Source organism: Serratia surfactantfaciens (assembly GCF_001642805.2).
Lineage (GTDB): Bacteria > Pseudomonadota > Gammaproteobacteria > Enterobacterales > Enterobacteriaceae > Serratia > Serratia surfactantfaciens.
In genome coordinates this window covers 1,420,399-1,446,818 of record NZ_CP016948.1, presented here as the reverse complement: position 1 = coordinate 1,446,818, position 26,420 = coordinate 1,420,399, and the positions used below count along the sequence as shown (strand labels likewise).

Annotated in this window: 31 protein-coding genes; 18 read left to right on the top strand and 13 right to left on the bottom strand. The window is 60.4% G+C overall.

Going from position 1 to position 26,420, the window contains the following annotated elements; all coding sequences use genetic code 11:
* Positions 1 to 66: 66 nt before the first annotated feature.
* Both ATE40_RS06885 and ATE40_RS06880 read right to left on the bottom strand, forming a co-directional pair.
* A complete protein-coding gene (locus ATE40_RS06885) occupies positions 67 to 1,140 on the bottom strand; it encodes an SMP-30/gluconolactonase/LRE family protein (protein WP_063919270.1) in 1,074 nt (357 codons plus the stop codon).
* Between the two features lie 153 nt (positions 1,141 to 1,293).
* A complete protein-coding gene (locus ATE40_RS06880; protein ID WP_025160266.1) occupies positions 1,294 to 1,503 on the bottom strand; it encodes a hypothetical protein in 210 nt (69 codons plus the stop codon).
* A 141-nt stretch (positions 1,504 to 1,644) separates the two neighbouring features.
* On the opposite strand from ATE40_RS06880, the gene ATE40_RS06875 reads away from it, so the two are divergent.
* The gene (locus ATE40_RS06875; protein ID WP_019454826.1) at positions 1,645 to 1,995 is read left to right on the top strand and encodes a GFA family protein; all 351 of its coding nucleotides are present in this window, start codon (positions 1,645 to 1,647) and stop codon (positions 1,993 to 1,995) included.
* 12 nt (positions 1,996 to 2,007) lie between these two features.
* Here ATE40_RS06875 and ATE40_RS06870 read toward each other — a convergent pair whose 3' ends face one another.
* Entirely contained in the window at positions 2,008 to 2,424 is a 417-nt protein-coding gene (locus ATE40_RS06870; RefSeq protein ID WP_004941246.1) for a DUF2000 domain-containing protein, read from the bottom strand.
* Positions 2,425 to 2,522: 98 nt separating this feature from the next.
* Positions 2,523 to 2,981 carry a hypothetical protein gene (locus tag ATE40_RS06865; protein WP_019454825.1) on the bottom strand — a complete coding sequence of 153 codons (459 nt, stop codon included), beginning with the start codon at positions 2,979 to 2,981 and terminating at the stop codon, positions 2,523 to 2,525.
* A gap of 231 nt (positions 2,982 to 3,212) precedes the next feature.
* On the opposite strand from ATE40_RS06865, the gene ATE40_RS06860 reads away from it, so the two are divergent.
* The gene (locus ATE40_RS06860) at positions 3,213 to 4,421 is read left to right on the top strand and encodes an MFS transporter (RefSeq protein ID WP_063919269.1); all 1,209 of its coding nucleotides are present in this window, start codon (positions 3,213 to 3,215) and stop codon (positions 4,419 to 4,421) included.
* On the opposite strand, the gene ATE40_RS06855 is transcribed toward ATE40_RS06860, so the two are convergent.
* The gene (locus ATE40_RS06855; RefSeq protein WP_063919268.1) at positions 4,396 to 5,298 is read right to left on the bottom strand and encodes a LysR family transcriptional regulator; all 903 of its coding nucleotides are present in this window, start codon (positions 5,296 to 5,298) and stop codon (positions 4,396 to 4,398) included. The genes ATE40_RS06860 and ATE40_RS06855 overlap by 26 nt on opposite strands.
* A 122-nt stretch (positions 5,299 to 5,420) precedes the next feature.
* Between ATE40_RS06855 and ATE40_RS06850 the strand changes: the two genes are divergently transcribed.
* Together ATE40_RS06850 and ATE40_RS06845 are read left to right on the top strand one after the other, a co-directional pair.
* On the top strand, positions 5,421 to 6,161 hold the full coding sequence (locus tag ATE40_RS06850) for an SDR family NAD(P)-dependent oxidoreductase (protein WP_063919267.1): 741 nt from the start codon (positions 5,421 to 5,423) through the stop codon (positions 6,159 to 6,161).
* Between the two features lie 16 nt (positions 6,162 to 6,177).
* Positions 6,178 to 6,387, top strand: a complete 210-nt coding sequence (locus tag ATE40_RS06845; protein ID WP_063919266.1) for a tautomerase family protein — start codon at positions 6,178 to 6,180, stop codon at positions 6,385 to 6,387.
* A gap of 85 nt (positions 6,388 to 6,472) precedes the next feature.
* Here the strand turns inward: ATE40_RS06845 and ATE40_RS24860 are convergent, their stop codons facing one another.
* On the bottom strand, positions 6,473 to 6,610 hold the full coding sequence (locus ATE40_RS24860) for a hypothetical protein (protein ID WP_019454820.1): 138 nt from the start codon (positions 6,608 to 6,610) through the stop codon (positions 6,473 to 6,475).
* A gap of 294 nt (positions 6,611 to 6,904) precedes the next feature.
* On the opposite strand from ATE40_RS24860, the gene ATE40_RS06840 reads away from it, so the two are divergent.
* From ATE40_RS06840 to ATE40_RS06830, 3 genes are all read left to right on the top strand, one after another.
* Positions 6,905 to 8,020: an AI-2E family transporter gene (locus tag ATE40_RS06840; protein WP_063919265.1), complete on the top strand. Its 1,116-nt coding sequence runs from the start codon at positions 6,905 to 6,907 to the stop codon at positions 8,018 to 8,020.
* 94 nt (positions 8,021 to 8,114) lie between these two features.
* Positions 8,115 to 8,327 carry a hypothetical protein gene (locus ATE40_RS06835; RefSeq protein ID WP_063919264.1) on the top strand — a complete coding sequence of 71 codons (213 nt, stop codon included), beginning with the start codon at positions 8,115 to 8,117 and terminating at the stop codon, positions 8,325 to 8,327.
* Positions 8,328 to 8,393: 66 nt separating this feature from the next.
* On the top strand, positions 8,394 to 8,687 hold the full coding sequence (locus tag ATE40_RS06830) for a YdgH/BhsA/McbA family protein (protein WP_063919263.1): 294 nt from the start codon (positions 8,394 to 8,396) through the stop codon (positions 8,685 to 8,687).
* Positions 8,688 to 8,845: 158 nt separating this feature from the next.
* On the opposite strand, the gene tolA is transcribed toward ATE40_RS06830, so the two are convergent.
* On the bottom strand, positions 8,846 to 9,289 hold the full coding sequence (gene tolA, locus ATE40_RS06825) for a cell envelope integrity protein TolA (RefSeq protein WP_063919262.1): 444 nt from the start codon (positions 9,287 to 9,289) through the stop codon (positions 8,846 to 8,848).
* Positions 9,290 to 9,508: 219 nt separating this feature from the next.
* Between tolA and ATE40_RS06820 the strand changes: the two genes are divergently transcribed.
* On the top strand, positions 9,509 to 10,054 hold the full coding sequence (locus tag ATE40_RS06820) for a GNAT family N-acetyltransferase (protein WP_063919261.1): 546 nt from the start codon (positions 9,509 to 9,511) through the stop codon (positions 10,052 to 10,054).
* Positions 10,055 to 10,287: 233 nt separating this feature from the next.
* Positions 10,288 to 10,743, top strand: coding sequence for a universal stress protein UspF (uspF, locus tag ATE40_RS06815; protein WP_063919260.1), 456 nt, complete (start codon positions 10,288 to 10,290; stop codon positions 10,741 to 10,743).
* A gap of 84 nt (positions 10,744 to 10,827) precedes the next feature.
* Here the strand turns inward: uspF and icd are convergent, their stop codons facing one another.
* A complete protein-coding gene (icd, locus tag ATE40_RS06810) occupies positions 10,828 to 12,081 on the bottom strand; it encodes an NADP-dependent isocitrate dehydrogenase (protein ID WP_015377612.1) in 1,254 nt (417 codons plus the stop codon).
* A 132-nt stretch (positions 12,082 to 12,213) separates the two neighbouring features.
* Between icd and rluE the strand changes: the two genes are divergently transcribed.
* The 4 genes from rluE (at position 12,214) to mnmA (ending at position 14,864) form a co-directional block, all read left to right on the top strand.
* Positions 12,214 to 12,840, top strand: a complete 627-nt coding sequence (gene rluE, locus ATE40_RS06805) for a 23S rRNA pseudouridine(2457) synthase RluE (protein ID WP_063919259.1) — start codon at positions 12,214 to 12,216, stop codon at positions 12,838 to 12,840.
* 22 nt (positions 12,841 to 12,862) lie between these two features.
* Complete coding sequence (locus ATE40_RS06800; protein ID WP_063919258.1) at positions 12,863 to 13,201, top strand: lysozyme inhibitor LprI family protein; 339 nt, start codon at positions 12,863 to 12,865, stop codon at positions 13,199 to 13,201.
* A 9-nt stretch (positions 13,202 to 13,210) separates the two neighbouring features.
* Positions 13,211 to 13,657: an NUDIX hydrolase gene (locus ATE40_RS06795; RefSeq protein WP_019454809.1), complete on the top strand. Its 447-nt coding sequence runs from the start codon at positions 13,211 to 13,213 to the stop codon at positions 13,655 to 13,657.
* A 106-nt stretch (positions 13,658 to 13,763) separates the two neighbouring features.
* Entirely contained in the window at positions 13,764 to 14,864 is a 1,101-nt protein-coding gene (gene mnmA / locus ATE40_RS06790; RefSeq protein WP_063919257.1) for a tRNA 2-thiouridine(34) synthase MnmA, read from the top strand.
* Between the two features lie 46 nt (positions 14,865 to 14,910).
* Here the strand turns inward: mnmA and kup are convergent, their stop codons facing one another.
* The gene (gene kup, locus ATE40_RS06785; protein ID WP_019454807.1) at positions 14,911 to 16,779 is read right to left on the bottom strand and encodes a low affinity potassium transporter Kup; all 1,869 of its coding nucleotides are present in this window, start codon (positions 16,777 to 16,779) and stop codon (positions 14,911 to 14,913) included.
* A gap of 331 nt (positions 16,780 to 17,110) precedes the next feature.
* On the opposite strand from kup, the gene hflD reads away from it, so the two are divergent.
* A complete protein-coding gene (hflD, locus tag ATE40_RS06780) occupies positions 17,111 to 17,737 on the top strand; it encodes a high frequency lysogenization protein HflD (RefSeq protein ID WP_019454806.1) in 627 nt (208 codons plus the stop codon).
* Between the two features lie 22 nt (positions 17,738 to 17,759).
* Entirely contained in the window at positions 17,760 to 19,130 is a 1,371-nt protein-coding gene (gene purB, locus ATE40_RS06775; protein WP_019454805.1) for an adenylosuccinate lyase, read from the top strand.
* Between the two features lie 48 nt (positions 19,131 to 19,178).
* Here the strand turns inward: purB and ATE40_RS06770 are convergent, their stop codons facing one another.
* From ATE40_RS06770 to pdxR, 3 genes are all read right to left on the bottom strand, one after another.
* Positions 19,179 to 19,883 carry a GNAT family N-acetyltransferase gene (locus ATE40_RS06770; protein ID WP_063919256.1) on the bottom strand — a complete coding sequence of 235 codons (705 nt, stop codon included), beginning with the start codon at positions 19,881 to 19,883 and terminating at the stop codon, positions 19,179 to 19,181.
* Between the two features lie 15 nt (positions 19,884 to 19,898).
* Complete coding sequence (locus tag ATE40_RS06765; RefSeq protein WP_063919255.1) at positions 19,899 to 20,351, bottom strand: GNAT family N-acetyltransferase; 453 nt, start codon at positions 20,349 to 20,351, stop codon at positions 19,899 to 19,901.
* A 116-nt stretch (positions 20,352 to 20,467) separates the two neighbouring features.
* On the bottom strand, positions 20,468 to 21,982 hold the full coding sequence (gene pdxR / locus ATE40_RS06760; RefSeq protein WP_063919254.1) for a MocR-like pyridoxine biosynthesis transcription factor PdxR: 1,515 nt from the start codon (positions 21,980 to 21,982) through the stop codon (positions 20,468 to 20,470).
* A gap of 132 nt (positions 21,983 to 22,114) precedes the next feature.
* Between pdxR and ATE40_RS06755 the strand changes: the two genes are divergently transcribed.
* Complete coding sequence (locus tag ATE40_RS06755) at positions 22,115 to 22,879, top strand: GntR family transcriptional regulator (protein ID WP_063919253.1); 765 nt, start codon at positions 22,115 to 22,117, stop codon at positions 22,877 to 22,879.
* Here ATE40_RS06755 and ATE40_RS06750 read toward each other — a convergent pair.
* A complete protein-coding gene (locus ATE40_RS06750) occupies positions 22,876 to 23,904 on the bottom strand; it encodes an ADP-ribosylglycohydrolase family protein (RefSeq protein WP_063919252.1) in 1,029 nt (342 codons plus the stop codon). The two genes, ATE40_RS06755 and ATE40_RS06750, sit on opposite strands and share 4 nt — an antisense overlap.
* A 379-nt stretch (positions 23,905 to 24,283) precedes the next feature.
* Between ATE40_RS06750 and phoP the strand changes: the two genes are divergently transcribed.
* Both phoP and phoQ read left to right on the top strand, forming a co-directional pair.
* Positions 24,284 to 24,955, top strand: a complete 672-nt coding sequence (gene phoP, locus ATE40_RS06745; protein ID WP_004941169.1) for a two-component system response regulator PhoP — start codon at positions 24,284 to 24,286, stop codon at positions 24,953 to 24,955.
* Between the two features lie 5 nt (positions 24,956 to 24,960).
* Positions 24,961 to 26,418, top strand: a complete 1,458-nt coding sequence (gene phoQ / locus ATE40_RS06740; RefSeq protein WP_025160271.1) for a two-component system sensor histidine kinase PhoQ — start codon at positions 24,961 to 24,963, stop codon at positions 26,416 to 26,418.
* The last annotated feature ends 2 nt before the right edge of the window (positions 26,419 to 26,420 follow it).

The following is a 26,420-nucleotide window of genomic DNA, read 5'->3' as shown; positions in this document are numbered from 1 at the left end:
CCTGTTTATTTATACAGTCAGTGCGGCATTTAATCCTATTCCGGCAGGGTTGGCAACCGGCGTCGATCAGCGTGCCTTTGGCGCAGGCTGTTCTAACGCAACCTTGACGATGCTGAACGTTCTGGTTTTCTCCGCCTGAGCGACGTCGGCAAACAACCGGGGATAACGGGAATTGACCACCCACACCTCGCCATCGCGCAACGCGGCGCCGGTCGGCCCATCCAATTCCGGCGGCGCGGCAACCGCGGCGATACGCGCGCTAGCCCAGCCGTCGGACGAGGAGAGCAGCGTCACGTCACCGGACATGCTCCCCTTTTCCCCTGGAAAAGACTGTACGATCACCAGTTCGTTGGCGTTTTTGAGCCGCAACCCGTCCGGCCCTTTTAAGCGTTGCGGCAACCTGATTGCACTTACCGCAGGCGCGTTATCCAGCGTCACTTTCCACAGCAGCCCCCGGGTGTAGTCCGCCGCAATCAGGAAGCCGTCCGGGTGATAGACGATGCCATTGAGATAAGGCTGCGTACCCTGCGCTGCGGCGGGTGCGTCGGCCGGCATCAAACGCGCCGAACGCACCAGAATCGACACCTGGCGCGTTGCACGGTCAATCTTGTAAATCTGCGGCTGGAAGCTGTCGGTCACGTAGATATTACCCTGCGCGTCGAGCGTCAGATCGTTGGCCAACGTCGGGCCATGGCTTAGCGATGAAAGATCGTACCTCTGCTGCAGCACGCCGGTATCGAGGCTGAACTCCAACACCTGCGCTACGCGATTGCGCGTGCCGGCGGCAGAGTGGAGGGACACGCCCACGTCTTCGTTGCACACCAGCACCCGGTTGCGCTCGGCGTCCACCAGCATGCCGGAGGTAGTGATTAACCCCTTGCCGATGGAAAAACGCCGATAGCGACCATCCGGATAGACTAACCCAAGTTGGCCACCGCGCAGGGAGGACACCAGAAACGCGCCGGCGCGCGCATTCCAGGCGATGCCCTCAGGGTAGGCGCCGGCGGGATCCGGCGAAAACTCGATGCGTTGCGTCGCGTTTGCCGGCGGCACGCCGCTGAAAAACAGCGTTACGCCGGCCAGCAGGGTGACGCGCCGACTGAGCGGCAATAAGACAGAAAATAGGCTGAAGCGAAACATGGGCGGGCACCTGATGATGACTGGGATCTTCAGAGTAGAACCGCGCCGGCAGCCGCACCAGCCGGTAAAAAGGCAATGCGCTACTAAAAAAATCGCAGTAATCAGCGCAAAAAAAAACCGCCCGGTATGGACGGTTTAGCTGGCGACAAGCCGTTATTTCAGGGCTTCCTGAATGGCGTCGGCCATCGGACCGATATGCTTTTCCGCCGCCTTCAGCTGAAAGTCCACGCCGTTGCCGTCGTTGGTGTCCGACAGCGTGGCCTTGATCAATTCCAGCGCCGCCTGTACCGCCACCAGCCGTTTGTGCTGCTCGTCCGTGACCGGTTTGGCGCCCATATTCGCTGGGTAGTAATGTTCTAACATCGCGCTCTCCTTTTGATGACGTTAATCTCTAACCTAACAGAAAACCGCGCATTTACTAAGGAAACCGCGCCCGGCGCGGCCGAGTGGCGATAAATTGCACTATACTGGGCAAACACTCTCCCCTGTCACAGGATCATCGCCATGTCATTCCAGGGAAGCTGCCACTGCGGCGCCGTCACCTTCTCCGTCGACGCCGAACTGCCTACCGAAGCCCTCAGCTGCAACTGTTCGATCTGCCGCCGCAAAGGGCTGCTGCTGTCCTTCTTTCCCGTCGCCGCCTTCACGCTGAACAGCGGCGAAGACCAGCTCAGCACCTACACCTTCAATCAGCACAAAATACGTCATCAGTTCTGCCGAGTCTGCGGCGCCCAGCCCTTCGCCTACGGCACCGCGCCGGACGGCGCCGCGATGTGCGCCGTTAACCTGCGCTGTGTGCCCGCCATTGCGCTGGATACGTTGCAGATCCACGCCTACGACGGCGCCAGCGTCTGAGATAGCGCGTTTTCAGCGATAGACGGAGAATTTCTTGGTCAGCGGCTTAAGCTGTTCGGTATCCCCGTAGAGCGCCACCGCCACGAAATCCAACTGCTCGTAAGGCGTGTTGGCAGTGTCGGCGATCTGCTGCTCGGCGGAATGCGACAGCATGGTGGTGGTGAAGAAGTTGGACAGCACGCCCTCTTCCTTGCACTTCAGGATCAGGTTGCTGAGCTGGCTGCTGTTCTTGGCCTGCAGGATCACGATCGGATAATGGCTCATGTTGGCGCTGACGCCGTCGAGGCTGCTCGGGTAGTGGTGAAACTCGCGCTGTTCGATCAGATCGGTGATGCCCGCCGTCAGATGGCAGGAGGCGTTAAACAGCGTGGCCGGTTCGTGATTGCGGTTGAGGATGATATAAAACTTTTTCTCGTTGTCGCTGTACATACTCTTCTCCTTGAATAGGCAGCCAGTTTTACCCAACCGGCGCACGGTTTCAAGGCGCGATAAGGGGCCGCGTCCGGCCCCGTGGTAGCACTGCCGGCTCAGACCGCGCCTTCGCCAGGCCCCAGCGGCTGGGCCACCTGATGCAGCACGGTGATGTTCTGCAAAATAGTGCCGCCGTCGATAGGCTTCATCTGGCCGTCGCGATCTTTATAGTGCGTCGGCTTGGCGCCGTGGAAGAACAGGCCGGCGTTGACCTGCACCCCCAGATAGCCCGCGCTGGCCGGCAGGCGCTGCACGTCGGTCCAGGGATTGGAAACCGGCACGAACTGGAAGCCCTCGCTGGTCTTGGCATACAGCGGGCGCAGCAGCGTGACAAAGGCCATGATCGGCGACAGCGCCTCTGTAAAGATCTGCACCGGCCGATCGACCGTCATCAGAAAGCCCTGCGGCTGCTCCTCAACCGTGTCGAGGCTCAGGCTGCTGCTGATATCATCGCCCCGGCCGCCATAGCTCCATTCAATGGCCGGCGCTCCACTCTCGTTCATCATCTCTGACATACACTGCTCCTTATAAAATGAATTCAACACGCCTGCTGCGTGCCGGAACAGTAAACCGCTGCAGGGGGGCGAGCGTCCACGCCGGGCGGCACGCTGGCGCACCAAACAACGAAGGCGTACCGTCAATAAAGCTCGAAATGAATAGTTTCCCCACGTGATAGCGCAGCATTTGAACGGCCTTTGCCGTAGCGCAGAGGCATAGTGATGACGTTGCCGCTACTGGAGAGTGTTATGACCGCGATTAAACCGGACGCCATCGACCGCGTTCTCCCCGCCGCCACGCCCTGGCTGGCCGTCATCAACGTGCTGTTCGCCGGCATCGCCGCGGCGCTGCACGTAGGCAAGGCCACCATCGCGCTGCCGGCGCTGCAGGACGAGTTCGGCCGCTCGCTGGAGGCGCTCAGCTGGGTCATCTCGGCCTTTCCCTTCGTTGGGGTGTTCGCCGGCATCGCCGCCGGGCTGCTGGTGCGCCGCTGGGGCGACCGGCGCCTGCTGGCGCTCGGGCTGCTGATCATCAGCGCCGCCAGCTTCGTTGGTGCCACGCTGCACGACTTCAGCGGGCTGATCGTCAGCCGCTTTGTCGAGGGGCTCGGCTTCGTGATCGTGGTGGTCGCTTCGCCGGCGGTGCTGAACCGCATCGTCGCTCCGGCGCAGCGCAGCCTGGTATTCGGCATCTGGAGCACCTTTATGCCGGCGGGCATCGCCATTTCGCTGTTTTTCGGTCCGCATCTGGCCGACTGGCAACAGAGCTGGCAGGCCGGTGCGGCACTGACGCTGCTGGCCGCCCTGCTGCTGCCGCTGACCACATCCCGCCGCGCCGCCGACGCGCACTCGCCGTCTCTGCCGCTGCGGCAAGCGCTGGGAGCGATGCTGCGAGCGCGTCAGCCGCTGTTGCTGGCGCTGATGTTCACCACATACAACCTGCAGTTTTTCTCGGTGATGACCTTTCTGCCGATCTTCCTGATGCAGCGCATCGGCCTGTCGCTGGCTGCCGCCGGCGGTATCAGCGCGGCGGCGGTGGCCGCCAACATCATCGGCAACCTCGCCGCCGGCGTGCTGCTGTCGCGCGGCCTGTCCGCCAGAACGCTGCTCGCCGCCACCAGCCTGTTGATCGGGGCCTTCGGCGTCGGCATTTTTCTGCCGATGACGCCCAACGGCCTGCTGATCCCGCTGTGTTTCCTGTTCTGCGCCATCGCCGGCATACTGCCCGCCACCATTCTGGCCGCCACGCCGGCGGCGACGCCGGAACCGACGCTGCTGCCGCTGAGCCTCGGGCTGGTGATGCAGGGAAACTACCTCGGCCAGGTGATCGGCCCGATCGCACTGAGCTCCATCGTGGCCGCGGCCGGCTGGGCGGCCCCGGCGTGGCTGGTGTTGGCGGCGGCGGTGTCTGGAGCGGTATTGGCGCTGGCGGCTACGCTGGCGTCAGGAAATCGATGAATTTCCGTACCTTGAGCGGGACGAAGCGCGCATAGGGATAAAGCAGGATGAAGGGACGCGAGGCGCCGGCGTAATCTTTCAATACCTCGACCAGCGCCCCGCTGCTCAACTCTTGTTCGACGGTAAAGCGATACACCTGCATCAGTCCGGCGCCGCTTTTCACCAACGTCAGCGTAGCGAGGTAATCTTCCTGGCAAAGCCAGCGCCCGGCAGTTTCCACTTTGCTATTTTCGCCCTGAACCTTAAACGTCCAGGCGGTTTTTCTGCCGGTGCTGGGCAACGCATACTGAATGCAATCGTGCCGGGCCAGATCCGCCGGCGTGAGCGGCGCAGGGTGGCGCTGCAAATAGCCCGGCGTCGCCACCACGATCAGTTCAGCCTCCTCCAGACGCCGCGCCGCCAGGCCGGAGTCGTTCAGCTCGCTGCCGCGAATGGCGACGTCGAATTTATCTTCGGAGAAATCGATATTCTGATTGCTGACGTGCAGATTCAGCTTGAGATCGGGATAGCGATGCGCAAACTCGGGCAAGCGCGGCAACAGCCTAAAATGCGCATACAGCGTCGGCACGCTGATGCTGAGCGTGCCCACCGGTTTGTCCCGTTCGCCGGAAATTCTCGCCTCGGCCTCCATCAGCTGACTCAGCGCCCGGCGGCATTCCAGGTAATAACGCTGGCCGACATCCGTGACGCGCATCTGGCGCGTCGTGCGGATAAACAGCTTCGCCTGCAATCGCGCCTCCAGCCGCGCGACCGAGCGGCTGACCGCCGCAGGGGTTATCCCGGCGGCATTGGCCGCTGCGGTGAAGCTGCCGGTTTCTACCGTCAGGCAAAACAGCTCGATACTGCCGACCTGAACGTCGTCAAAATGGCGTTGCATATCTCTTTCTGCCAATTCATTACATGAGGTATAAATTAAAGTTCTTTCCCCCTCATTTTTCAACCAACAGGTATGGATTACCGTTCACATACGGTCAATCACTATCCTGTCGAGGAGAGAAAATGAGCAAAGTAAAAACGGTCATTGTCACGGGCGCATCAAGCGGCTTGGGATTCGCCATCGCGCAAGCCTACCTGGCGCGCGGCTATCAGGTTGTCGCAAACGCCCGTTCGCTTGAACGGCTGCAGGCGGCGGCGGACAAACTCGGTCGCCCGGCCAATCTGCTGCTGGCGCCGGGAGACATCGCGCTGCCGGAAACCGCCGAACGGTTGTTCAGCCTGGCAATACAGGCTTTTGGCCAGGTGGATATTCTTATCAATAACGCCGGCATATTTATCGCCAAGCCGATTGCCGACTATACGCCGGAGGAGGTCGACGCGATGGTGGCAACCAATCTGAAAGGCTTCTTCTACCCGGCGCAGGCCGCCGCCCGGCATATGCAGCAACGCAGCGCCGGCCACATCGTCGCCATCACCGCGTCGATCGCCATGCAGCCCAACAGCAAAGTGCCCGCCTTGCTGCCGGTGCTGATCAAGGGCGGCCTTAACCACGCCGTGCGCGAGCTGGCGTTGGAGCTGGCGCCGCACAACGTGATGGTCAACGCCGTGGCGCCCGGCATCATCGCCACGCCGATGCATCAAAATGATGAACAGAGTCTGGCGCAGATGCGGCAACTGGCGCCAACCGGCCGTGTCGGCCAGCCGCAGGACATCGTCGATGCGGTGCTGTATCTGACCGACGCTAATTTCGTCACCGGCACGGTGCTCGCGGTTGACGGCGGCGCAACCGCCGGCGTCTGGTAAAACGGGGAGAAACGTCATGCCATACGTCAACATTAAAGTGACCGACGAAGGGGTCAGCGCCGCGCAAAAGCGCATGCTGATCGAGGGATCCACCGCGCTGCTGGAGCGGGTGCTGAATAAGCCGCGCCACACCACTTTCGTGGTGATTGACGAGGTGGCAACCGACAACTGGGGCGTCGGTGGCGAGAGCGTCACCGCCCTGCGCGCCAAAGAACGAGGCGAATGACGGGTGATTTATTCTGTGAGTCCAGTGTCGTAGGGTACAGCCGCTAGTTATCGTTATCGGGTCTGCGTGGTGAGATCAATCACGCTCAGCGCGAAGGATAAGGCCAGTGATGGTCCAGACCCGATAATGACAAGGCACCGGTCGCGGCAAGGTAAATCAGCACGCCGGCGAAAACGATCAGCAGTGCCTTTTCGATAACGGCAAGTCTTTTGTGTTCAGTCATTTGCATGCTCCTTCGTGGTATCGGGCGAACGGCCGCCCTCATCAACACTAGGAAAGCCTGACGCAGGCGACAAGCGCGGCTCACAAAATGAAACAAAATACATAAATTTTGTTAATTATTTAGCCCTCTTTCTTTTCTCGCGCCGCCGCCGGTTCACCCCGCGGCGCCCGCCTTGCCCTTAATAACCCTATGGAATACGCCACTAAAAATCCCCTACCGGTTAAGTAAAGGTGATGATAGTGTTGTTTTCATTCAGATCATCTATGCTGAAAATTCATCTTTTGAGGGACGACTATGATGTCTAAAGGCATTTCCAAAGGATTCTTTATTCTGATCCTGTTTATCGTTACCGCCGCCTTTCTCGACGTGCTGGGGCCCTACTACTCCTCGGTGCTGTGGGCGATTATTCTGGCGGTGATTTTCCACCCGGTGAAAAAGAAGCTGAAGCAGTACGTTGGCGAACGCAACGGCGTGGTGTCGCTGCTGACGGTGGCACTGATCTGCCTGATCGTGTTCACGCCGCTGGCGATCATCGCCTCGTCGCTGGCGATGGAATTCAACGTGATCTACACCAAGCTGCAGACCAACAACAGCCAGTTGCCGACCATGCTGGCGGACTTTATGCGCCACCTGCCCGGCTGGGCGCAGCGCTTCCTGGCGGAGCATAACCTCAACAGCGCCGCCGAGATCCAAAAGCAGCTTTCTGACGTGGCGCTCAAGGGCGGGCAATACCTGGCGGGCAGCGTGTTCCTGATCGGCAAGGGCACCTTCAACTTCGTCGTCGGCTTCGGCGTGATGCTCTACCTGCTGTTCTTCCTGCTGAAAGACGGCCCCTATCTGGTGAACCTGGCACTCGAAGCGCTGCCGCTCTCCCAGCACGTGAAACACCATCTGTTCGTCAAGTTCGCCGCCGTTTCCCGCGCCACCGTCAAGGGCACGGTGGTGGTCGCCGTGGTGCAAGGTGCGCTCGGCGGGCTGGCGTTTTACTTTACCGGCATCGACGGCAGCCTGCTGTGGGGCGCGCTGATGGCGTTCCTGTCGATCATTCCGGCGGTGGGCTCCGCCATCATCTGGGTGCCGGCGGTGATCTACTTCTTCGCCACCGGCATGCTGTGGAAAGCCATTTTCCTGGTGGTGTTCTTCGTGGTGGTGATCGGCCTGGTGGACAACATCCTGCGCCCGCTGCTGGTGGGCAAAGACACCAAAATGCCGGACTACCTGATCCTGATCTCCACCCTGGGCGGCATGGAGATCTACGGCATCAACGGCTTCGTCATCGGCCCCTTGATCGCCGCGCTGTTCATCGCCTGCTGGAACATCCTGTCCGGCCGCGACAGCGAGGAAAACATCGAAGAGATCGACGAAGAATTCATCGAGGAAGGCAAAAATCATCCCGACGCGGCGGAGTAACGCTCTCGCGCCGTATCAGGCAGGGGCCCGTTTGGGCCCTTTTTTTTCGTCTATGGTATCCTTGCCCGGCTCACAAGGAAGAACGGGTTTCGTTATGCTTATTCTCTACGCCACGTTGGCCATCGCCTTCACCCTGCTGTGCCTGTTGGCCTTTATTTATTGCGCCTATCAGCTGTCGAAGCACGGCGACGTCAAGTTTTTGGCCTCGCTTTCCGTACTGCTCTTCGCGCTGCTGGCCTTCTATGCCGCTTACGGTTACGTCAGCACCTGGCTGCAACAGCAGTCGGTGGATGTCAGACTGTATTAACGTGCTGGGATAAAAACATCTATAGATGTGACTAAAACACACGCCAAGAAAGGAAAGTATGTCCCGATGAGATTACCGCCAACATCCGTTATCCCCCTGCTGTTTACCCTGCTGCTGGCGGGCTGCCAGTATCACAAAACCGTGTTCCCGCCGCCGTATATCGGCGCCCCGCAAGAGATCAGCACCTACGAAGTGAAAGGGCTGACGTTCGTCACCACCGTCACCTTCAGCGGCCTGTTCGCCGAAGATCTGGTGCGCGAATACGCACAGAAACATCACTATCGCTACTATGTGGTAACGATGCGCAGCAACGGTTTTAAAGATCCGGCCGAACGCGTGAGCGCGATGATGTATCGGTAACCCTGGCGGTATATACCGTGAAATAGTGCCAAAAATCCAGGTTCAGCGTAGAAAAGCGCGATACGGAACGTGGCAAAGCCGCAAAGTCACGGGCCGCATGAAAGTGCGACCCGTGACTTTGGTTTAATTATCTAGCATCGCAGTTACCGCCCTTTATTTCACTGCGGGTGAAATTCCAATGTGATTATTTGGAACGCCTTATGGATCTCTGGCGTTGGCGGCTTAGGCAGACGCGCATCGGTAACCGCCTTCATCGCCGCACGGCAAAGAGCCGGATCGCCACCTTCAGTTCGAACACCGATTGGCAGGCCGTCCGGCGCCAGCGTGATACGCAATGTACAGCGTTGGCCTGAGTAGATGGCGGCGTCTTTTAAATGACGTTGAATCTCAGCTTGCACCTGAGCCATGTAATGTAATTTCTCTTTTCCCGGCGCAGGCGTCTTTGGGTCGCCGAGGTTGGCGAAAAGATCGTCAACCTCTTTATTTACCGGATCGTTTTGGCTGGGGGTAGTATGCTTGGCACACCCCGTTAATGTCAGCGCGGTCATCGCCGCCAATAATGTGGCGACGCCGGTTTTGTAGCCTGAGTGCATTATTTTCATATCCCTGTCCTTATGGATAAATCGGTGGATAATTGGCCCGCCAGCGTTATCAGGTCAATCGAAATTATCGAATTGTCATAAGCCTTGATAAAGGTGTATCTGCGTCAACAATGCTTAAACATCCGTCATTTACTCCGAATTAACAGCAGCATATTTATCCCGGCGTCAACATGGCTAATGTTAGAATAACCGCCAACATACCTATTTTGATGAGGCATTATGATCATCTCCCACACGCCGCGGCTCATCATCCGCACATTTCAGAGCAAAGACGCCAATGCGCTCTTTGACTATCTGTCATTACCCCGAACACCTTGTTTTCATGATGAGAAACTCGCGTCCCCCGCAGAGGCGGTCGAAGAAGTCAAAAAACGCGCTTTCGATGCCAGTCAATTCGCTGTCTGTCTTAAAGAGAACGATGAACTCATCGGTCATCTGTTCGCCGATAACAGCGAAGAACCGGACCCAAATACCTGGAGCGTTGGCTGGCACTTTAACTCGCGCTATGAAGGCCAAGGTTTTGCCACTGAAGCCGTCGCGGCGCTGTTTGATTATTTGTTTACGCAAAAAGATGCCAGACGCTTGTATGCTTACGTTGAAGACTACAACACGGCATCGCAAAGACTTTGCGATCGTCTTCATATGCGCCAGGAGGGCTGCTTCAGGGAGTTTGTCTCGTTTGCATCGGAAAATGACGGCGAAGAGAAATATGATAATACGTTCGTCTATGCGTTGCTTGAAAAAGAGTGGCGGGTTCACACTTAGTCACGGATGTTCAGGAACGCAAGTAAACGCGGCTGTAGTTTTCTGGGCGTTCCGGCTCGTGCTGGCCTTCCTGGCAACCCGACTTCTAACCTATTGCCACAACAATGATTTCCGCATATTTTTACCTTTTGGCGGCCAGTTTCTTTGGTTCTGCCATACCGATCGCCGTTTTCCTGGCGTCGGGCAGCTATAATCTGAGAAGTGGAGTTATTTGAAAACGATAAGGAGGGAGTATGTACAAAACTATCTTGGTTCCCGTGGACATTACCGAGCCGGAATTAACGCAGCAGGTCATCCCGCATGTCAACGCGCTCGCTAAGCTCGAAGACTCCCACGTCCATTTCCTGGCAGTGATCCCGTCACGCGCCACCTACGCCGCTTTCGGCTTTGCCGCCACGGCAGCGATAGAAACCAAAGATGAAACCATTGCGCTAGCAACCGAGGGGCTGGCAAAAGCAGCAAAACAATTCAGCGTGCCTGAAGATAGAGTGACCACGCATGTTGCCGTCGGCGATCCTAAAGATCAGATCCTGGAACTTGCTGATGCGCTTAACGCGGAGATTATCGTGATGGGTTCCAACCGCCCTTCTGCGATCACTTATCTCCTCGGCTCTAACGCCACCGCCGTTGTCCGCCACGCCAATTGCCCTGTGCTGGTGGTGCGTGAATCGGCTAACGCCGCTCAGTGAGCCTGCCCGATACCTCACTCATATTTAAACAACAAAAAAACGGGAGCCCTAAGGCTCCCGCTCTCATTCAAACGCCAAACACCCTTACATGTGTTTAACGATAGCGTCGCCAAACTCTGAACATTTCAGCAGCTTAGCGCCTTCCATCAGGCGTTCGAAGTCATAGGTCACGGTCTTGGCAGCGATGGCGCCTTCCATGCCTTTAACGATCAGGTCAGCCGCTTCGAACCAGCCCATGTGACGCAGCATCATCTCTGCGGACAGGATGATAGAGCCTGGGTTCACTTTGTCCTGGCCGGCGTACTTCGGCGCGGTGCCGTGAGTCGCTTCGAACAGCGCGCAGTCGGAGCCGATGTTGGCGCCCGGTGCGATACCGATGCCGCCTACCTGGGCCGCCAGGGCGTCGGAGATGTAGTCACCGTTCAGGTTCATACAGGCAATCACGTCGTACTCCGCCGGGCGCAGCAGGATCTGCTGCAGGAAGGCGTCGGCGATCACGTCTTTAACCACGATCTCTTTGCCGGTGTTCGGGTTCTTGATCTTCAGCCATGGGCCGCCATCGATCAGCTCGCCGCCGAACTCTTCGCGCGCCAGCTCATAGCCCCAATCCTTGAAGGCACCTTCGGTGAACTTCATGATGTTGCCTTTGTGAACCAAGGTCACGGAGTCGCGGTCGTTGGTGATGGCGTATTCGATCGCCGCACGCACCAGACGCTTGGTCCCTTCTTCGGAGCATGGCTTCACGCCGATACCGCACTGCTCTGGGAAGCGGATTTTCTTCACGCCCATTTCGTCGCGCAGGAATTTGATCACTTTGTCCGCTTCGGCGGAGCCGGCTTTCCACTCGATGCCGGCGTAGATGTCTTCGGCGTTTTCGCGGAAGATCACCATGTCGGTCAGCTCAGGCTGTTTCACCGGGCTTGGGGTGCCCTGGTAGTAACGCACCGGGCGCAGGCACACGTACAGGTCCAGCTGCTGGCGCAGGGCCACGTTCAGAGAACGGATGCCGCCGCCGACCGGGGTGGTCAGGGGGCCTTTGATGGCGACGCGGTAGTCGCGGATCAGGTCCAGAGTTTCGTCCGGCAGCCACACGTCTTTACCGTAAACGTGGGTAGATTTTTCGCCGGTGTAGATTTCCATCCAGGAGATTTTACGTTCGCCGTGGTAAGCCTTTTTAACGGCCGCATCAACCACGTGGATCATGGCAGGAGTCACGTCAACGCCGATGCCGTCGCCTTCGATGAACGGGATGATCGGGTTATGAGGAACAACCAGTTTACCCTGGGCGTCAACCGTGATTTTTTTACCTTCTGCCGGAACAACTACTTTGCTTTCCATCAACCTCTCCTTCAAGCGCAATTTTTGTTAATGCTTTGTAAGATGCGTGTAGATACTACTTGAATATTCGGTCCGCGCCAATCCGAAACGGATTCGGTTATAATGCGCTTATCATCCGTAATCTCAACTGTTATGAAAAAATTCTCTGTTAGAAATCACAACGTTAAACGATTCAGCAAGCCGAATACCGCCAAACCCGCCGCAGCGAAGGGGCCGCGTCGAATTGTGTTATTCAACAAGCCCTTCGACGTGCTGCCGCAGTTCACCGACGAAGCCGGCCGCGCCACGTTGAAAGAATACATCCCCTTCCCCGACGTTTATGCCGCCGGGCGCCTGGATCGCGACAGCGAGGGGCTGCTGGTGCTGACCAACGACGGCCAGCTGCAGGCGCAGCTCACCCAGCCGGGCAAGCGCACCGGCAAAATCTACTATGTGCAGGTCGAGGGCGCGCCGCAGGAGAGCGATTTGGCGCCGCTGCGCAGCGGCGTCACGCTGAAAGACGGGCCCACGCTGCCGGCCGGGGTGGAGTTGGTCGCCGAGCCGCAGTGGCTGTGGCCGCGCAACCCGCCGATCCGCGAACGCAAATCCATCCCCACCAGCTGGTTGAAAATCACTCTGTTCGAAGGGCGAAACCGTCAGGTGCGTCGCATGACGGCGCATATCGGGTTCCCTACCCTGCGCCTGATTCGCTACAGTATGGGTAATCTTTCGTTGGGTTCACTGCTGCCCGGTGAATGGAAAACCATCGATTCCCTGTAGACCGACAGTTGATGGAGGCGTTATGAAACACACTCCGATCGCGCTGCTGCTCGCCGCTCTGGCAGCCCCGCTCGCCGCCCAGGCCGCCAGCTTCGACTGCGCCAAGGCGGCCGGCGGCGATGAGCGCGCCATCTGCGCCAACCGCACGCTGAACGATCTGGACGTGCAAATGGCCACCAAATACCAGTTCCTGCGCGGGTTGTTCGCCATGGGCGCGCGCGGCGCGATGCAGGACAGCCAGCAGGCCTGGCTGACCAAGCGCCAGCGGTGCGGCGGCGATACCACCTGCCTGCTGCAAAGTTACCGCGCCCGCATCGCCGAGCTGGACGACATCTACCGGCGCATCGACAAACCGCTGTAAGGAGACCGCATGTTCAAACCGCACGTCACCGTCGCCTGCGTGGTGCACGCCGCCGGCAAATTTTTAATTGTCGAAGAAACCATCAACGGCAAAGCGCTGTGGAATCAGCCGGCCGGCCACCTGGAGGCCGACGAGACGCTGGTGCAGGCCGCCGAGCGCGAGCTGTGGGAAGAGACCGGCATCCGCGCCGCGCCGCAGGCGTTCCTGCGTCTGCACCAGTGGATCGCGCCCGATCGCACGCCGTTTCTGCGTTTTTGCTTCGTTATCGAGCTGGAACAGCCGCTGCCGACCGAGCCGCACGACAGCGACATCGATCGCTGCCTGTGGCTGAGCGCCGAAGAGATTTTGCAGGCGCCCAACCTGCGCTCCGCACTGGTGGCGGAGAGCATTCGCAGCTTCCAGCAGCCGGAGCGCTACCCGCTGTCGCTGGTCGGCAGCTTCGCCTGGCCGCATTAAGCGCGCCGGGCAGCACAAGATGAACAGTGCGCCGGCGCGGCCAACGTGGTAAAATCCTGCGCTTGTTTTTATCAGCACGGTTCGTGTTCAAGTTCGTGAGATCCCCATGTCAGACAACAGCCAGAAAAAAGTAATCGTCGGTATGTCCGGCGGCGTCGACTCTTCCGTTACCGCCTATCTGTTACAGCAACAGGGCTATCAGGTCGCTGGGCTGTTCATGAAGAACTGGGAAGAAGACGACGACGAAGAGTACTGCTCCGCCGCGACCGATCTGGCCGATGCGCAAGCGGTCTGCGACAAGCTGGGCATCGAACTGCACACGGTGAACTTTGCGGCGGAATACTGGGACAACGTGTTTGAGCTGTTCCTGGAAGAGTACAAGGCCGGCCGCACGCCGAATCCGGACATCCTGTGCAACAAAGAGATCAAATTCAAAGCCTTCCTGGAGTTCGCCGCCGAAGATCTGGGGGCCGATTTCATCGCCACCGGTCACTACGTGCGCCGCCAGGACGTGGACGGTAAAAGCCGCCTGCTGCGCGGCGTCGACGGCAACAAAGACCAGAGCTACTTCCTCTACACCCTGAGCCACGAGCAGGTAGCGCAAAGCCTGTTCCCGGTCGGCGAGCTGGAGAAGCCGGAGGTGCGCCGCATCGCCGAGCAGTTGGAGCTGGTCACCGCCAAGAAGAAAGACTCCACCGGCATCTGCTTTATCGGCGAGCGCAAGTTCCGCGACTTCCTCGGCCGCTACCTGCCGGCGCAGCCGGGCCCGATCGTCAGCGTCGACGGCCAGACCGTCGGCGAACACCAAGGCCTGATGTATCACACCCTGGGCCAGCGCAAAGGGCTGGGCATCGGCGGTATGAAAGACAGCAGCGAAGACCCGTGGTACGTGGTGGATAAAGACGTGGCCAACAACGTGCTGGTGGTCGCGCAGGGGCACGATCATCCGCGCCTGATGTCCACCGGCCTTATCGCGCAACAGCTGCACTGGGTGGATCGTCTGCCGCTGAGCGGCCCGTTCCGCTGCACGGTGAAGACCCGCTATCGCCAGCAGGACATCCCTTGCACCGTGACCCCGCTCGACGATGAACGCATCGAAGTGCGTTTCGACGAGCCGGTTTCCGCCGTCACTCCGGGCCAATCGGCGGTGTTCTATCAGGGCGAAATCTGCCTCGGTGGCGGCATCATCGAACAGCGCCTGGCGTAATTGGCCGGCAACGAAAAACGCTGCGTTATCGCAGCGTTTTTTTTATTCAAAATTCCACCTGCGCCCCCAGTTCGATCACCCGGTTCGGCGGGATTTCGAACAGATCCGGCGCCCGCAGCGCGTTGCGCTGCAACAGCTGGAACACCTTGCCGCGAATGCGCAGATACCAGGGCCGTTTGCCCAGCACCAGCGTATCGCGCGACATGAAGAACGAGGTCTCGTTCATGGTGAAACTCATCCCTTCCAGCCCGCAGCGGTAAAGAATGTCCGTTACGTTGGGCGTCTCGCGCCAGCCGTAGCTCGCCACCACCCGCCAGAAGCTCGCCGACAGCTGTTCGATCGTCACCCGCTGCACGTTGTGTACGTACGGCATGTCGGTGGTGACGATGGTCAGCAGCACCACGCGCTCATGCAGCACCTTGTTGTGCTTCAGGTTATGCAACAGCACCAGCGGCACCGCATGCGGCGTGCGCTCCATAAATACGGCGGTGCCCGGCACCCGTTTCGGCGGCGCCTTCTCCAGCGATTCGATCAGCGCGGTCAACCCCTCCTGATTGTCGCGCAGCCGGCGGATCAGGCGCGAACGCTCGGTCTTCCAGGTCAGCATGATCAGCAGAATGGTCAACCCCAGCGCCACCGGCAGCCAGCCGCCGGTCGCCAGCTTGATCAGGTTGGCGCCGAACAGCGGCACGTCGATGCACAGCATGACCAGCAGCATCAACCCGCCCAGATAGCGCGGCCAACCCCAGTTTTTCACCGCCACGATGCTCAGCAGAATCGACGACAGCAGCATGGTGCCGGTCACCACGATGCCGTAAGCCGAGGCCAGGTTGCTGGAGTGTTTGAAGCTGATAATCACGATCAACACCGCCGCGAACAGCAGCCAGTTCACCACCGGGATGTAGATCTGCCCGGACTCCTGATCGGAGGTATAGATGATGCGCATCGGCGGCAGATAGCCCAGCCGCACCGCCTGGCGCGTCAGCGAGAAGACGCCGGAGATCACCGCCTGCGAGGCGATCACCGTCGCCAGCGTGGCGATCACCAACAGCGGGATCAGCGCCCAGGTCGGCGCCAGCAGGAAGAACGGGTTGTTGATCGCCGCCGGGTTGGCCAGCAGCAGCGCCCCCTGGCCGAAATAGTTAAGCACCAGCGCCGGCGCCACCAGCGTAAACCACGCCAGGCGGATCGGTTTTTTGCCGAAGTGGCCCATGTCGGCGTACAGCGCTTCGGCGCCGGTGACCGACAGCACCACCATGCCCAGCGCGAAGAACGACACCGCCTTGTACTCGAGGAAGAAATTCACCGCCCAGTAAGGGTTCAGCGCCCGCAGCACGCCGGGGTGCTGCAGAATGCCGCCGATGCCCAGCAGCGCCAGCGTCAGGAACCAGATGACCATCGCCGGGGCGAACAGTTTGCCGACACTGCCGGTGCCGTGCTTTTGGATCGCGAACAGCGCGGTCAACACCAGCAGCGACAGCGGCACGATGAAGCTGTCCAGCTCGGGGGCGATAATCTGCAGCCCTTCGATGGCCGAGAGCACCGAAATGGCCGGGGTGATGACCCCATCGCCGTAAAAGAAGCTGCCGCCCACCAGCCCGATCAGCACCGCTGCCGGTACCCAGCGCGCATCCAGCTTGCGGATCGCCAGCGACATCAGCGTCAGAATGCCCCCTTCGCCGTCGTTGTCGGCGCGCATCACGAAACAGATGTATTTAATCGACACCACCAGCGTCAGCAGCCAGAAAATCAGCGATAAAAAACCGTAGATCGAGGCCGGCGTCATGGTGATGCCCTCCTCTGCCGTCAGGCATTCGCGCAGGGTATACAACGGGCTGGTGCCGATATCGCCATACACCACGCCGATAGCCGCCAGCGTCACCGCCGGCAGCGGCTGCTTGTTTTTCACGTGCATATAAAGGTCTTTATTTGAGGGTTCACGTTGGCAGTATAGATGCAGCCGCCGCACTTTATTTGCCGCCGCAACAATATGTTCGCGTCGCCACGCCGGCCATTTTCGCCGCCTATTTGCGCAGTTCTGCGCCGCATGGCGCATCCGCCTCACCGCAGGCGTATTAGACGCTGGGTTTACCCTCGATTTTATGGCATGATCCGCGGCATTCGTTGTCATCGTTGTTACAGCCACGCCCGATCGTTCCCGTTCGCGGCCGCCGCCGTTACCCTGGCGATACACACAACCTTATGCAGTAAGCCATGTACCGTTCACAGCGTTTACAGGAGTAATCGTGGCGAAGAATTATTATGACATCACGCTGGCCATGGCGGGCATTAGCCAGGCGGCGCGTTTGGTTCAGCAGTTGGCCCATGAAGGGCAATGTAACCGCGAAGCGTTTCAGACCTCGCTGAAAAGCCTGCTGCAGATGGACCCGCCCTCCACGCTGGCGGTGTTCGGCGGTGAAGAACGCCATTTGATGGTCGGCCTCGAAACCCTGATGGGCGTGCTTAACGCCAACAACAAAGGGCCTGGCGCGGAACTGACCCGCTATACCATCAGCCTGATGGTGCTGGAGCGCAAGCTCAACGCCAACAAACAGGCGATGAACACGCTCGGCGAACGCCTCGGCCAGCTCGAGCGCCAGCTGGCGCACTTCGATCTGGAGTCGGACACCATCATCAGCGCGCTGGCCGGCATTTACGTCGACGTGGTCAGCCCGCTCGGGCCGCGCATCCAGGTGACCGGCTCACCGGCCATCCTGCAGAACCCGCAGGTGCAGGCCAAGGTTCGCGCCGCACTGCTGGCCGGCATTCGCGCCGCCGTGCTGTGGCAACAGGTCGGCGGCAGCCGCCTGCAGTTAATGTTTTCCCGTAATCGTCTGTTCAAGCAGGCGCAAAATATCGTTGCTCATTGTTAATCGATCCCAGGAGTTGCTACCGATGGAATTATCCTCACTGACCGCCGTTTCCCCCGTTGATGGACGCTACGGTGATAAAGTCAGCGCACTGCGCCCCATTTTCAGCGAATACGGTCTGCTGAAATTCCGCGTACAGGTTGAAGTACGTTGGCTGCAAAAACTGGCGGCCTGCGCAGAAATCAAGGAAGTTCCCGCTTTTGACGCCGACGCAAACGCTTTCCTCGACAAAATCGTCGCGGAATTCAACGAAGAAGACGCTCAGCGCATCAAAACCATCGAGCGCACCACCAACCACGACGTGAAAGCGGTCGAGTATTTCCTGAAGGAAAAAGTGGCGGCGGTGCCTGCGCTGCACGCGGTGTCCGAGTTCATCCACTTCGCCTGCACCTCCGAAGACATCAACAACCTGTCGCATGCGCTGATGCTGCAAAGCGCCCGTCAGGACGTGGTGCTGCCTTACTGGCGCAAAATCATCGACGCGCTGAAAGGGCTGGCGCTGGAATATCGCGATATCCCGCTGCTATCGCGCACCCACGGCCAACCGGCGACCCCGTCGACCGTCGGCAAAGAGTTCGCCAACGTGGCTTACCGCATGGAGCGCCAGTACCGCCAGCTGGAGCGCGTGGAGATCATGGGTAAAATCAACGGCGCGGTCGGCAACTACAACGCCCACATCGTCGCTTACCCGGAAGTGGACTGGCACCAGTTCAGCGAGGCGTTCGTCACCTCGCTCGGCATCACCTGGAACCCGTACACCACTCAGATCGAGCCGCATGACTACATCGCCGAACTGTTCGACTGCGTGGCGCGTTTCAACACCATCCTGATCGACTTCGACCGCGACATCTGGGGCTACATCGCCCTGAACCACTTCAAGCAGAAGACCATCGCCGGCGAAATCGGTTCCTCCACCATGCCGCACAAGGTCAACCCGATCGACTTCGAAAACTCCGAAGGCAACCTGGGCCTGGCCAACGCCGTGCTGGGCCATCTGGCGGGCAAACTGCCGGTTTCCCGCTGGCAGCGCGACCTGACCGACTCCACCGTGCTGCGTAACCTGGGCGTGGGCCTGGGCTATGCGCTGATCGCCTATCAGTCCACCCTGAAGGGCATCAGCAAGCTGGAAGTGAACCAGGCGCACCTGCTGGACGAATTGGATCACAACTGGGAAGTGCTGGCCGAGCCGATCCAGACCGTGATGCGCCGCTACGGCATCGAGAAGCCTTACGAGAAGCTGAAAGAGCTGACCCGCGGCAAGCGCGTGGACGCCGCCGGCATGCAGGCGTTCATCGACGGCCTGGCGCTGCCGGAAGAAGAGAAAACCCGTCTGAAGGCGATGACCCCGGCCAACTACATCGGCCGCGCCACCACCATGGTCGACGAGCTGAAGTAAGCGCTTCAGCCCGATAAAAAGGCGGCCCGCGGGCCGCCTTTTTGCTTATTATTCGCCGCGCAGCACCTGCAACCGGGCGATCTGCCGCCCCTGCGCATCGAAGTTGTCCGCGCTCAGCCAACGCGCCAGCGCCTGCCGCACCGCCGGCCAACGGTCAGCGGTGATGGCGAACCAGTCGGTATCCCGGCTGCGCCCTTTGACGATCACCGCAAAACGGAAATTGCCCTCATAACGGAAGCCGAAGCGCAGCGCGGCCTGGCGGGACGGCGCGTTGTGGCTGTCGCACTTCCACTCGCAGCGGCGGTAGCCCAGCGTGTCGAAGGCGTAGCGCAGCAGCAGCGCGATGGCCTCGGTGGCGCTGGAGCGTTGTTTCATCAACGGCGACCAGCTGACGTGGCCAATCTCCAGCACGCCGTTGGCCTCGTCGATGCGCATCAGCGCCACCGTCCCCACCGGCGCGTCGCTGGCGGCGTCGAACACCGTCAGATTGACCAGCGTCGGGTTGGCCTGCAGCGTCTCCAGATGCTGCAGCATCGCCGCCGGCGTGTCGGGCCGTTCGATAGACAGATAGGTCCAGTCGCGGCCGTCCGGCGCCAGCTGAAACGCCTCAAACAGCGCGGCGTAATCCCGCTGCGGCTCGAGCGGCGCCAGCGAGCAGAAACGCCCGCCGAGCGTCGCGCCGCCCGGGCGGCGAGCCGGTTGCCAATCCGGCATCGGTTCGCCAACCGGCTGACCATAACGATTCATTGCCATACACGCCTCCTGCGGTTAACGGGTATACACGATAAACGAGCTTCTTCTGCCGATTTTGTCGTACAGCGAGCGCGCCGGCGCGTTGTACTCCTGGGTCATCCAATACACCCGATCGCTGCCGCGCGTCTCCGCCAGCCGATACGCCTGCTCGAACAGCTTTTCCGACACCTTATGGCCGCGCGCCTGCGGCGACACATAGAGATCTTCGATATAACAATAGCCGACCGCGCTCCAGGTGGACGGGTGGAACACCAGATTCATCAGCCCCAACAGCCGGCCTTCGGCATCCTCCGCCACCAGCCCGTACACCTGTTCATCCTGCCCCAGACGTTCAAAGGTGCGATCGGTCACCTGCGGCGCCACGTCGGCGCGGTAAAAGTCGAGATAGCCCTGCCACAGCGCCAGCCATTGCGCTTTGTCATCGCCATTGATTCTGCGGATAGTCACTTCAGGGTTTGATGGATTCATAGCGCCTCACGGGGTTAAGATATTATTTCCATTAGGGAAACAATCGGATAGCGGCAGAATACACCGCGCGACGGCGGCGCAATACGGACCAATTCAAAACAAAGAGCAGACCAATGCTAGCCGTCGCTTTCCACCGGCAGCGCGTTGAACACCTGCGCCAGCGCGGCGATAAAGCGCACGATCTCATCCGGCGTATAGGCCGAGAAACCGAGCACCAGCGCCCCGCGCTGCGGCGCACCGGTGTAAAAGTCCGCCAGGCCGTACAGCCGCATTCCCCGTTCGGCAGCGGCCGCCACCAGCCGTCGCTCCGTCGCCGCATCCGCCAACGGGCAAACCAGCTGCAGGCCGCCCTGCGGCAGCGCCGGGCGCGTCCAGGCCGCGAGATACCGGAGTACCGCGCCGTACAACACATCCAACCTTGCCTTGTACAGCGTGCGCATATTGCGCAGATGCTCGGCGTAACCGCCCTCATGCAGAAAGTGGAATAGCGTCATCTGCGCCAGCGCCGACGTGTAGCCGTCCTGAAACTGCCTGGCGGCGACCAGCGGGCGCACCAGCTGCGGCGGCGCGATCATGAAACCGATGCGCAGCCCCGGAAACAACGTCTTGCTGAAGGTGCCGATGTACAGCGTGCGCCCGCCGCTGTCCAGCCCCTGCAGCGCCGCCTTGGTTTGTCGGTCGTAGTTGAACTCGGCGTCGTAATCGTCTTCGATGATCCAGGCCCGCCGGCGCTGCGCCCACTGCAACAGCGCCAGACGCCGCTCGAGACTCAGCGAATACCCCAGCGGATAGTGATGGGACGGCGTGATGTAAACGCCCCGCCCGCCGCCTGGCGCGCGCGTCAATTGCCCGACATCCAGCCCCTGTTCATCGATGCCGATCGGCCGCGCCTGCAGACCCGCCGACTGCACCAGCTTTTTCGCCCCCTGGTAGCCCGGTTCTTCGACGAACACCGCATCGCCGGGATCGAACAGCACCTGGGTGCACAGCGCCAGCGCCTGCTGCGAGCTGGTTACCACAATCACCTGCTCCGCCGTCGCCTTGACGCCCCGCTCCCGCTGCAAATAGAGCGCGATCTCCGCGCGCAGCTCCGGCAGCCCCTGCGGATCGGCATAGCCCAACAGCCTCTCGCCGTGCCGCCGCAGCGCCTGCTTTTCCCACTGCAGCCACGCGTCGATGGGAAACGCCCGCAGATCCGCCAGCGAAGGCGTCAGCGACGCCTGACGGTTGGTATGCGGCGTATGGCTGACCGCCAGCAGCGCCCGGCCGCGATCGCTCAGCTCGCGCTCCGCCAGCTGCGCCTCTTGCCCCGCCGCCGTCGCCAACAGTTCACGGCCGAGCAGCGTGTCGCAACGGTAGCGAACAAAGCTGCCGCGCCCCACCGACCGGCTGATGTAGCCCTCCGCCTCCAGCCGCGCGTAGGTCTGCTCCACCGTATCGCGCGCCACCGCCAGCCGGGCCGCCAGCGCGCGGCTCGGCGGCAACTGGGTTCGCCAGGCCAGCTCCCCGGCGGCGATCAGTTGCAGCAGGGCCTGATGCAGCGCCGAACGCCGGGTCAGGCCCTGCTGACGCTGCTGCGCGAAAGCGGCCAGGATCGCCGCGTCGTGCATGTAGGATGGGTTGTCGCTCATGGGCAATCTGTTTCTCCGAACTCGGGGCGATGGCACTCTACTCTACCTCATTTCACACCCTCGGCGGCGGCGGTTGCGCTGCCCGGCGAAATCCCCTTAAATAAGCCATCGCATTGAGGCTACAGGACGGCTATGAGCAAGGAGACCAACCAGCGCCTGCTGGACAAACTGCAGCGAGATCTGGCCAGCGCGGGCGCGATGCCGCTGTATCTGCGCTTCAACGCCTCGGTGCGCCAGGCCATCGAGCAAGGATTGCTGAACGCGGGGGACTTCCTGCCCAGCGAGCGCCTGTTCACCGAACAGCTCGGCATCTCGCGCATCACGGTGCGCAAAGCGCTGGCTTGTCTGGAGCAGGACGGCATCATCGGCCGTTCGCGCGGTTACGGCACCTTTATTCAACCGCAGCGGCCCGAGCCGAAGCTGTGCTATTCGTTGGCGGACGTCAAAGGATTCTCGGGCGAGGTGATATCGCAGGGGCGCCGGCCGGATACGCAATGGATCAGCCGCGAACGGGTTCCGGCCAGCGTCGAACTGGCGGAAAAGCTCCAACTGGCGGCCGGAACGCCGATCTACCAACTCAAACGCATTCACTTTATCGATCGACGGCCGATGTCGGTGGCGGTGTCCTACGTGGTGACGGCGGCGATTGCCAACGTCGACGAGATCGGCATCTCGCTGTACGACTACTTCCGGCGCAATAACGTGGGGATGGGATCGCTGCGCAGCCAGGTCAGCGCGGCGATGGCCGACGACGAGACCCGTCAGGCGCTGCTGTTGTCAGAACCGATGCCGCTGCTGATCGTGCGCCAGACGCTGTTCGACCACCATAAAAAGCCGATCGAATACAGCGAGAGCTTCTGCCGCAGCGACATGTACGAGTTTACCAGCGAAAGTTAACCCGTTGACGCTTCGCCCTGCCGCCGACGGCGAAAACGCACCAACGCCTGGGCATAAGCCTCGACGTCCAGCGGGTTCACCCGCCGCAACTCGGCCAGCAGCGCAGGGTCCATCGCTTCGGCGCCGTGCAGCGCGCCGCAAATCGCCGTGGCCATCGCGCCAATGGTGTCGGTATCGCCGCCCAGGTTGGCGCACAGCACGGCGCAACGGGTAGGATCGGTGTGCGCCAGCTGCACCATCGCCAGCGCCGCCGGCACCGACTCGATGGTGCTCACCCCGGCGCCGATCAGCTGATACACCCGCTCGGAGGCCTGCTCGGGATCGCCTGCCTCATCCACCACCTGAAACGCCAGCTCAATGCGTGCCGCCAGCGAGGGGCTGAAGGTCGTTTCTTCGCGGCGCTGGGCATATTCCGCTACGTCCGGCAACGCCTGGCGAATCGAGGCCCAATCCGCGCCCTCTACCGCCCGCGCCACCGCCCAGGCGATCGCCACCGCACCGGCGACGGCGATGTCGGATTTGTGCGTCGGGCTGGAGGCCAGCCACACCTGCCGGCAGAAATCCTCCAGCGGTGCGGACGGCAGCACGCAGCCCAACGGCGAAATGCGCATCGCCGCGCCGTTGGTGACGCCGTTGTTTTCCAACTCGGCGATCGGTGTTCCCGCTTTCTGCTCGCTCAACGCCAGTTTGGAACTGGGGCCGAGAATGTTCTTATTGAAGGCGTCAAAACTGTCTACCCAGCGGATTACGTTGCGGGCGATCAGCGCCGGCACGACCTCACCTTCCGCTTCCAGCAGCGCATCGGCCAGCGCCAACGCCATCGCGGTATCGTCGGTATATTGCCCGGCCTTGAAGTAACAGGCGGCCGAGTTCTCCGCCGGCCCATCGAGAAAGCCGTCTATCCAGCCGAAGTGGCGCTTAACCCGCTCGCGCGGCCACAGCTCGGAAGGCATGCCGAGCGCGTCGCCCAGCATCTGTCCGTAAAGTGCGCCCGCTACGCGTTCTGCCTGGGTTAACTGCTTCATCCTTCGCTCCTGAAAAGTGTGCCGACACATTAATAATACCTTATTAGTACCTTTAAAGCTTTTCAAGCGCGCCGGTTCATACTTTCTCCTGTCGATAATGCCCGACGTGTTTAAGTTGCGTTTAACGTTGCCCCGCCGCTGTTTATCCGACGTTTATCAGAACTTGTCGATAATGGCGGCGAACAAATTGATAGCGCTTATTTTAATACATTGCTTCGGCTCTCTTGCGGGCCGGGCGGGTTATACCTACCATAGCCTCAGCACTTTTTGCCAAAATGGTTCAGGTGACCGCGCGCTATCCCCAGACACGCCGCAGAGCGTGTTCCTTTTTATCGCGTGGGTGACAGGATGTTCACCCGCATAGTCTCAGGAGTTCGCCATGCGAGTACTGGTTGTTGAAGATAATGGTTTGCTGCGCCACCACCTTTCCGTTCAGATGCGCGAGATGGGTCACCAGGTTGACGCGGCGGAAGACGCCAAAGAAGCCGATTATTTCCTGCAGGAGCATGCGCCGGATATCGCCATCGTCGATCTCGGCCTGCCGGGTGAAGATGGCCTGAGTCTGATCCGCCGCTGGCGCGCGCACCAGACCAAGCTGCCGATCCTGGTGCTGACCGCCCGCGAAAGCTGGCAGGACAAAGTGGCGGTGCTGGAAGCCGGCGCCGACGACTATGTCACCAAGCCGTTCCACCTGGAAGAAGTGATAGCCCGCATGCAGGCGCTGATGCGCCGCAACAGCGGCCTGGCCTCGCAGGTGATCGTGCTGCCGCCGTTCCAGATCGATCTGTCGCGCCGCGAACTGAGCGTCAACGATCAGCAAATCAAGCTGACCGCTTTTGAATACACCATCATCGAGACCCTGATTCGCAACGCCGGCAAGGTGGTGAGCAAGGATTCGTTGATGCTGCAGCTCTACCCTGACGCCGAACTGCGCGAAAGCCACACCATCGACGTGCTGATGGGCCGCTTGCGCAAGAAGGTGCAGGCGGAATACCCGCATGAAGTGATCACCACGGTACGTGGCCAGGGCTATCGTTTTGACGCGAAGTGAACATGATGTTCAACAAGAATAAAAAACCGTTTTCGCTACGCGCCCGTTTCCTGATGGCGACCGCCGGGGTGATCCTGGCGCTGTCGCTCTCTTACGGTTTGGTAGCGGTCGTCGGCTATATCGTCAGCTTCGATAAAACCGCCTTCCGCCTGCTGCGCGGCGAAAGCAACCTGTTCTTCAGCCTGGCGCAGTGGAAAGACAACAAGCTCACCATCGCCATTCCCCCCGACATCGATCTCAACTTCCCCACGCTGGTGTTTATCTACGACGATAAAGGCAACCTGCTGTGGAGCCAGCGCAAGGTGCCGGAGCTGGAGAAGCTGATCAACAAAGAGTGGCTGGAGGAGTCCGGCTTCTACGAAATTGACACCGATACCCGCATCAGTAGCGAAGTGCTGGGGGACAACCCCAAAGCGCAGGATCAGCTGAAGAATTATGATGATACCGATCAGAACGCGCTGACCCACTCGGTGGCGGTCAACACCTATGCCGCGACGGCGCGGCTGCCGGCGCTGACCATCGTGGTGGTCGACAGTATTCCGCAAGAGCTGCAACGCTCCGACGTGGTGTGGGAGTGGTTCAGCTATGTGCTGCTGGCCAACCTGCTGCTGGTGGTGCCGCTGCTGTGGCTAGCGGCCTATTGGAGCCTGCGGCCGATCAAGGCGCTGGTCAATCAGGTGGGCGAGCTGGAGAACGGCGAGCGCGATCAGTTGGATGAGAATCCGCCCAGCGAGCTGCGCGGGCTGGTGCGCAATCTGAACATTCTGGTGCGCAACGAACGCCAGCGTTACACCAAATATCGCACCACCCTGTCGGATCTGACCCACAGCCTGAAAACGCCGCTGGCGGTGCTGCAAAGCACCCTGCGTTCACTGCGCAGCGGCAAGCAGACCACCATCGAAGAAGCCGAGCCGATCATGCTGGATCAGATCGGGCGCATCTCGCAGCAGATCGGTTACTACCTGCACCGGGCCAGCATCAACTCCGGCCAGACGGTGTTGACGCGCGAGATCCACTCGGTGCCGGCGCTGCTCGACAGCCTGGTGGTGGCGCTGAACAAGGTTTATCAGCGCAAAGGGGTGGTGATCACGCTGGACATCTCGCCGGAAGTGACCTTTATGGGCGAGAAGAACGACTTTATGGAAGTGATGGGCAACGTGTTGGAAAACGCCTGCAAATACTGCCTGGAGTTCGTGGAAATCACCTCGCTGCACTCCGAGAAAAACCTCACCATCGTTATCGACGATGACGGCCCGGGCATCCCGGAAAGCAAGCGCCAGCTGATCTTCCAGCGCGGCCAGCGGGTGGATACCCTGCGGCCCGGCCAGGGCCTTGGCCTGTCGGTGGCGGCGGAGATCATCGAGCAATACGACGGCGAAATCGTCATCAGCGACAGCCCGCTCGGCGGCGCGCGCATGCAGGTTACCTTCGCCCGCCAGCACGACACCCACCACAACGAGTAAAT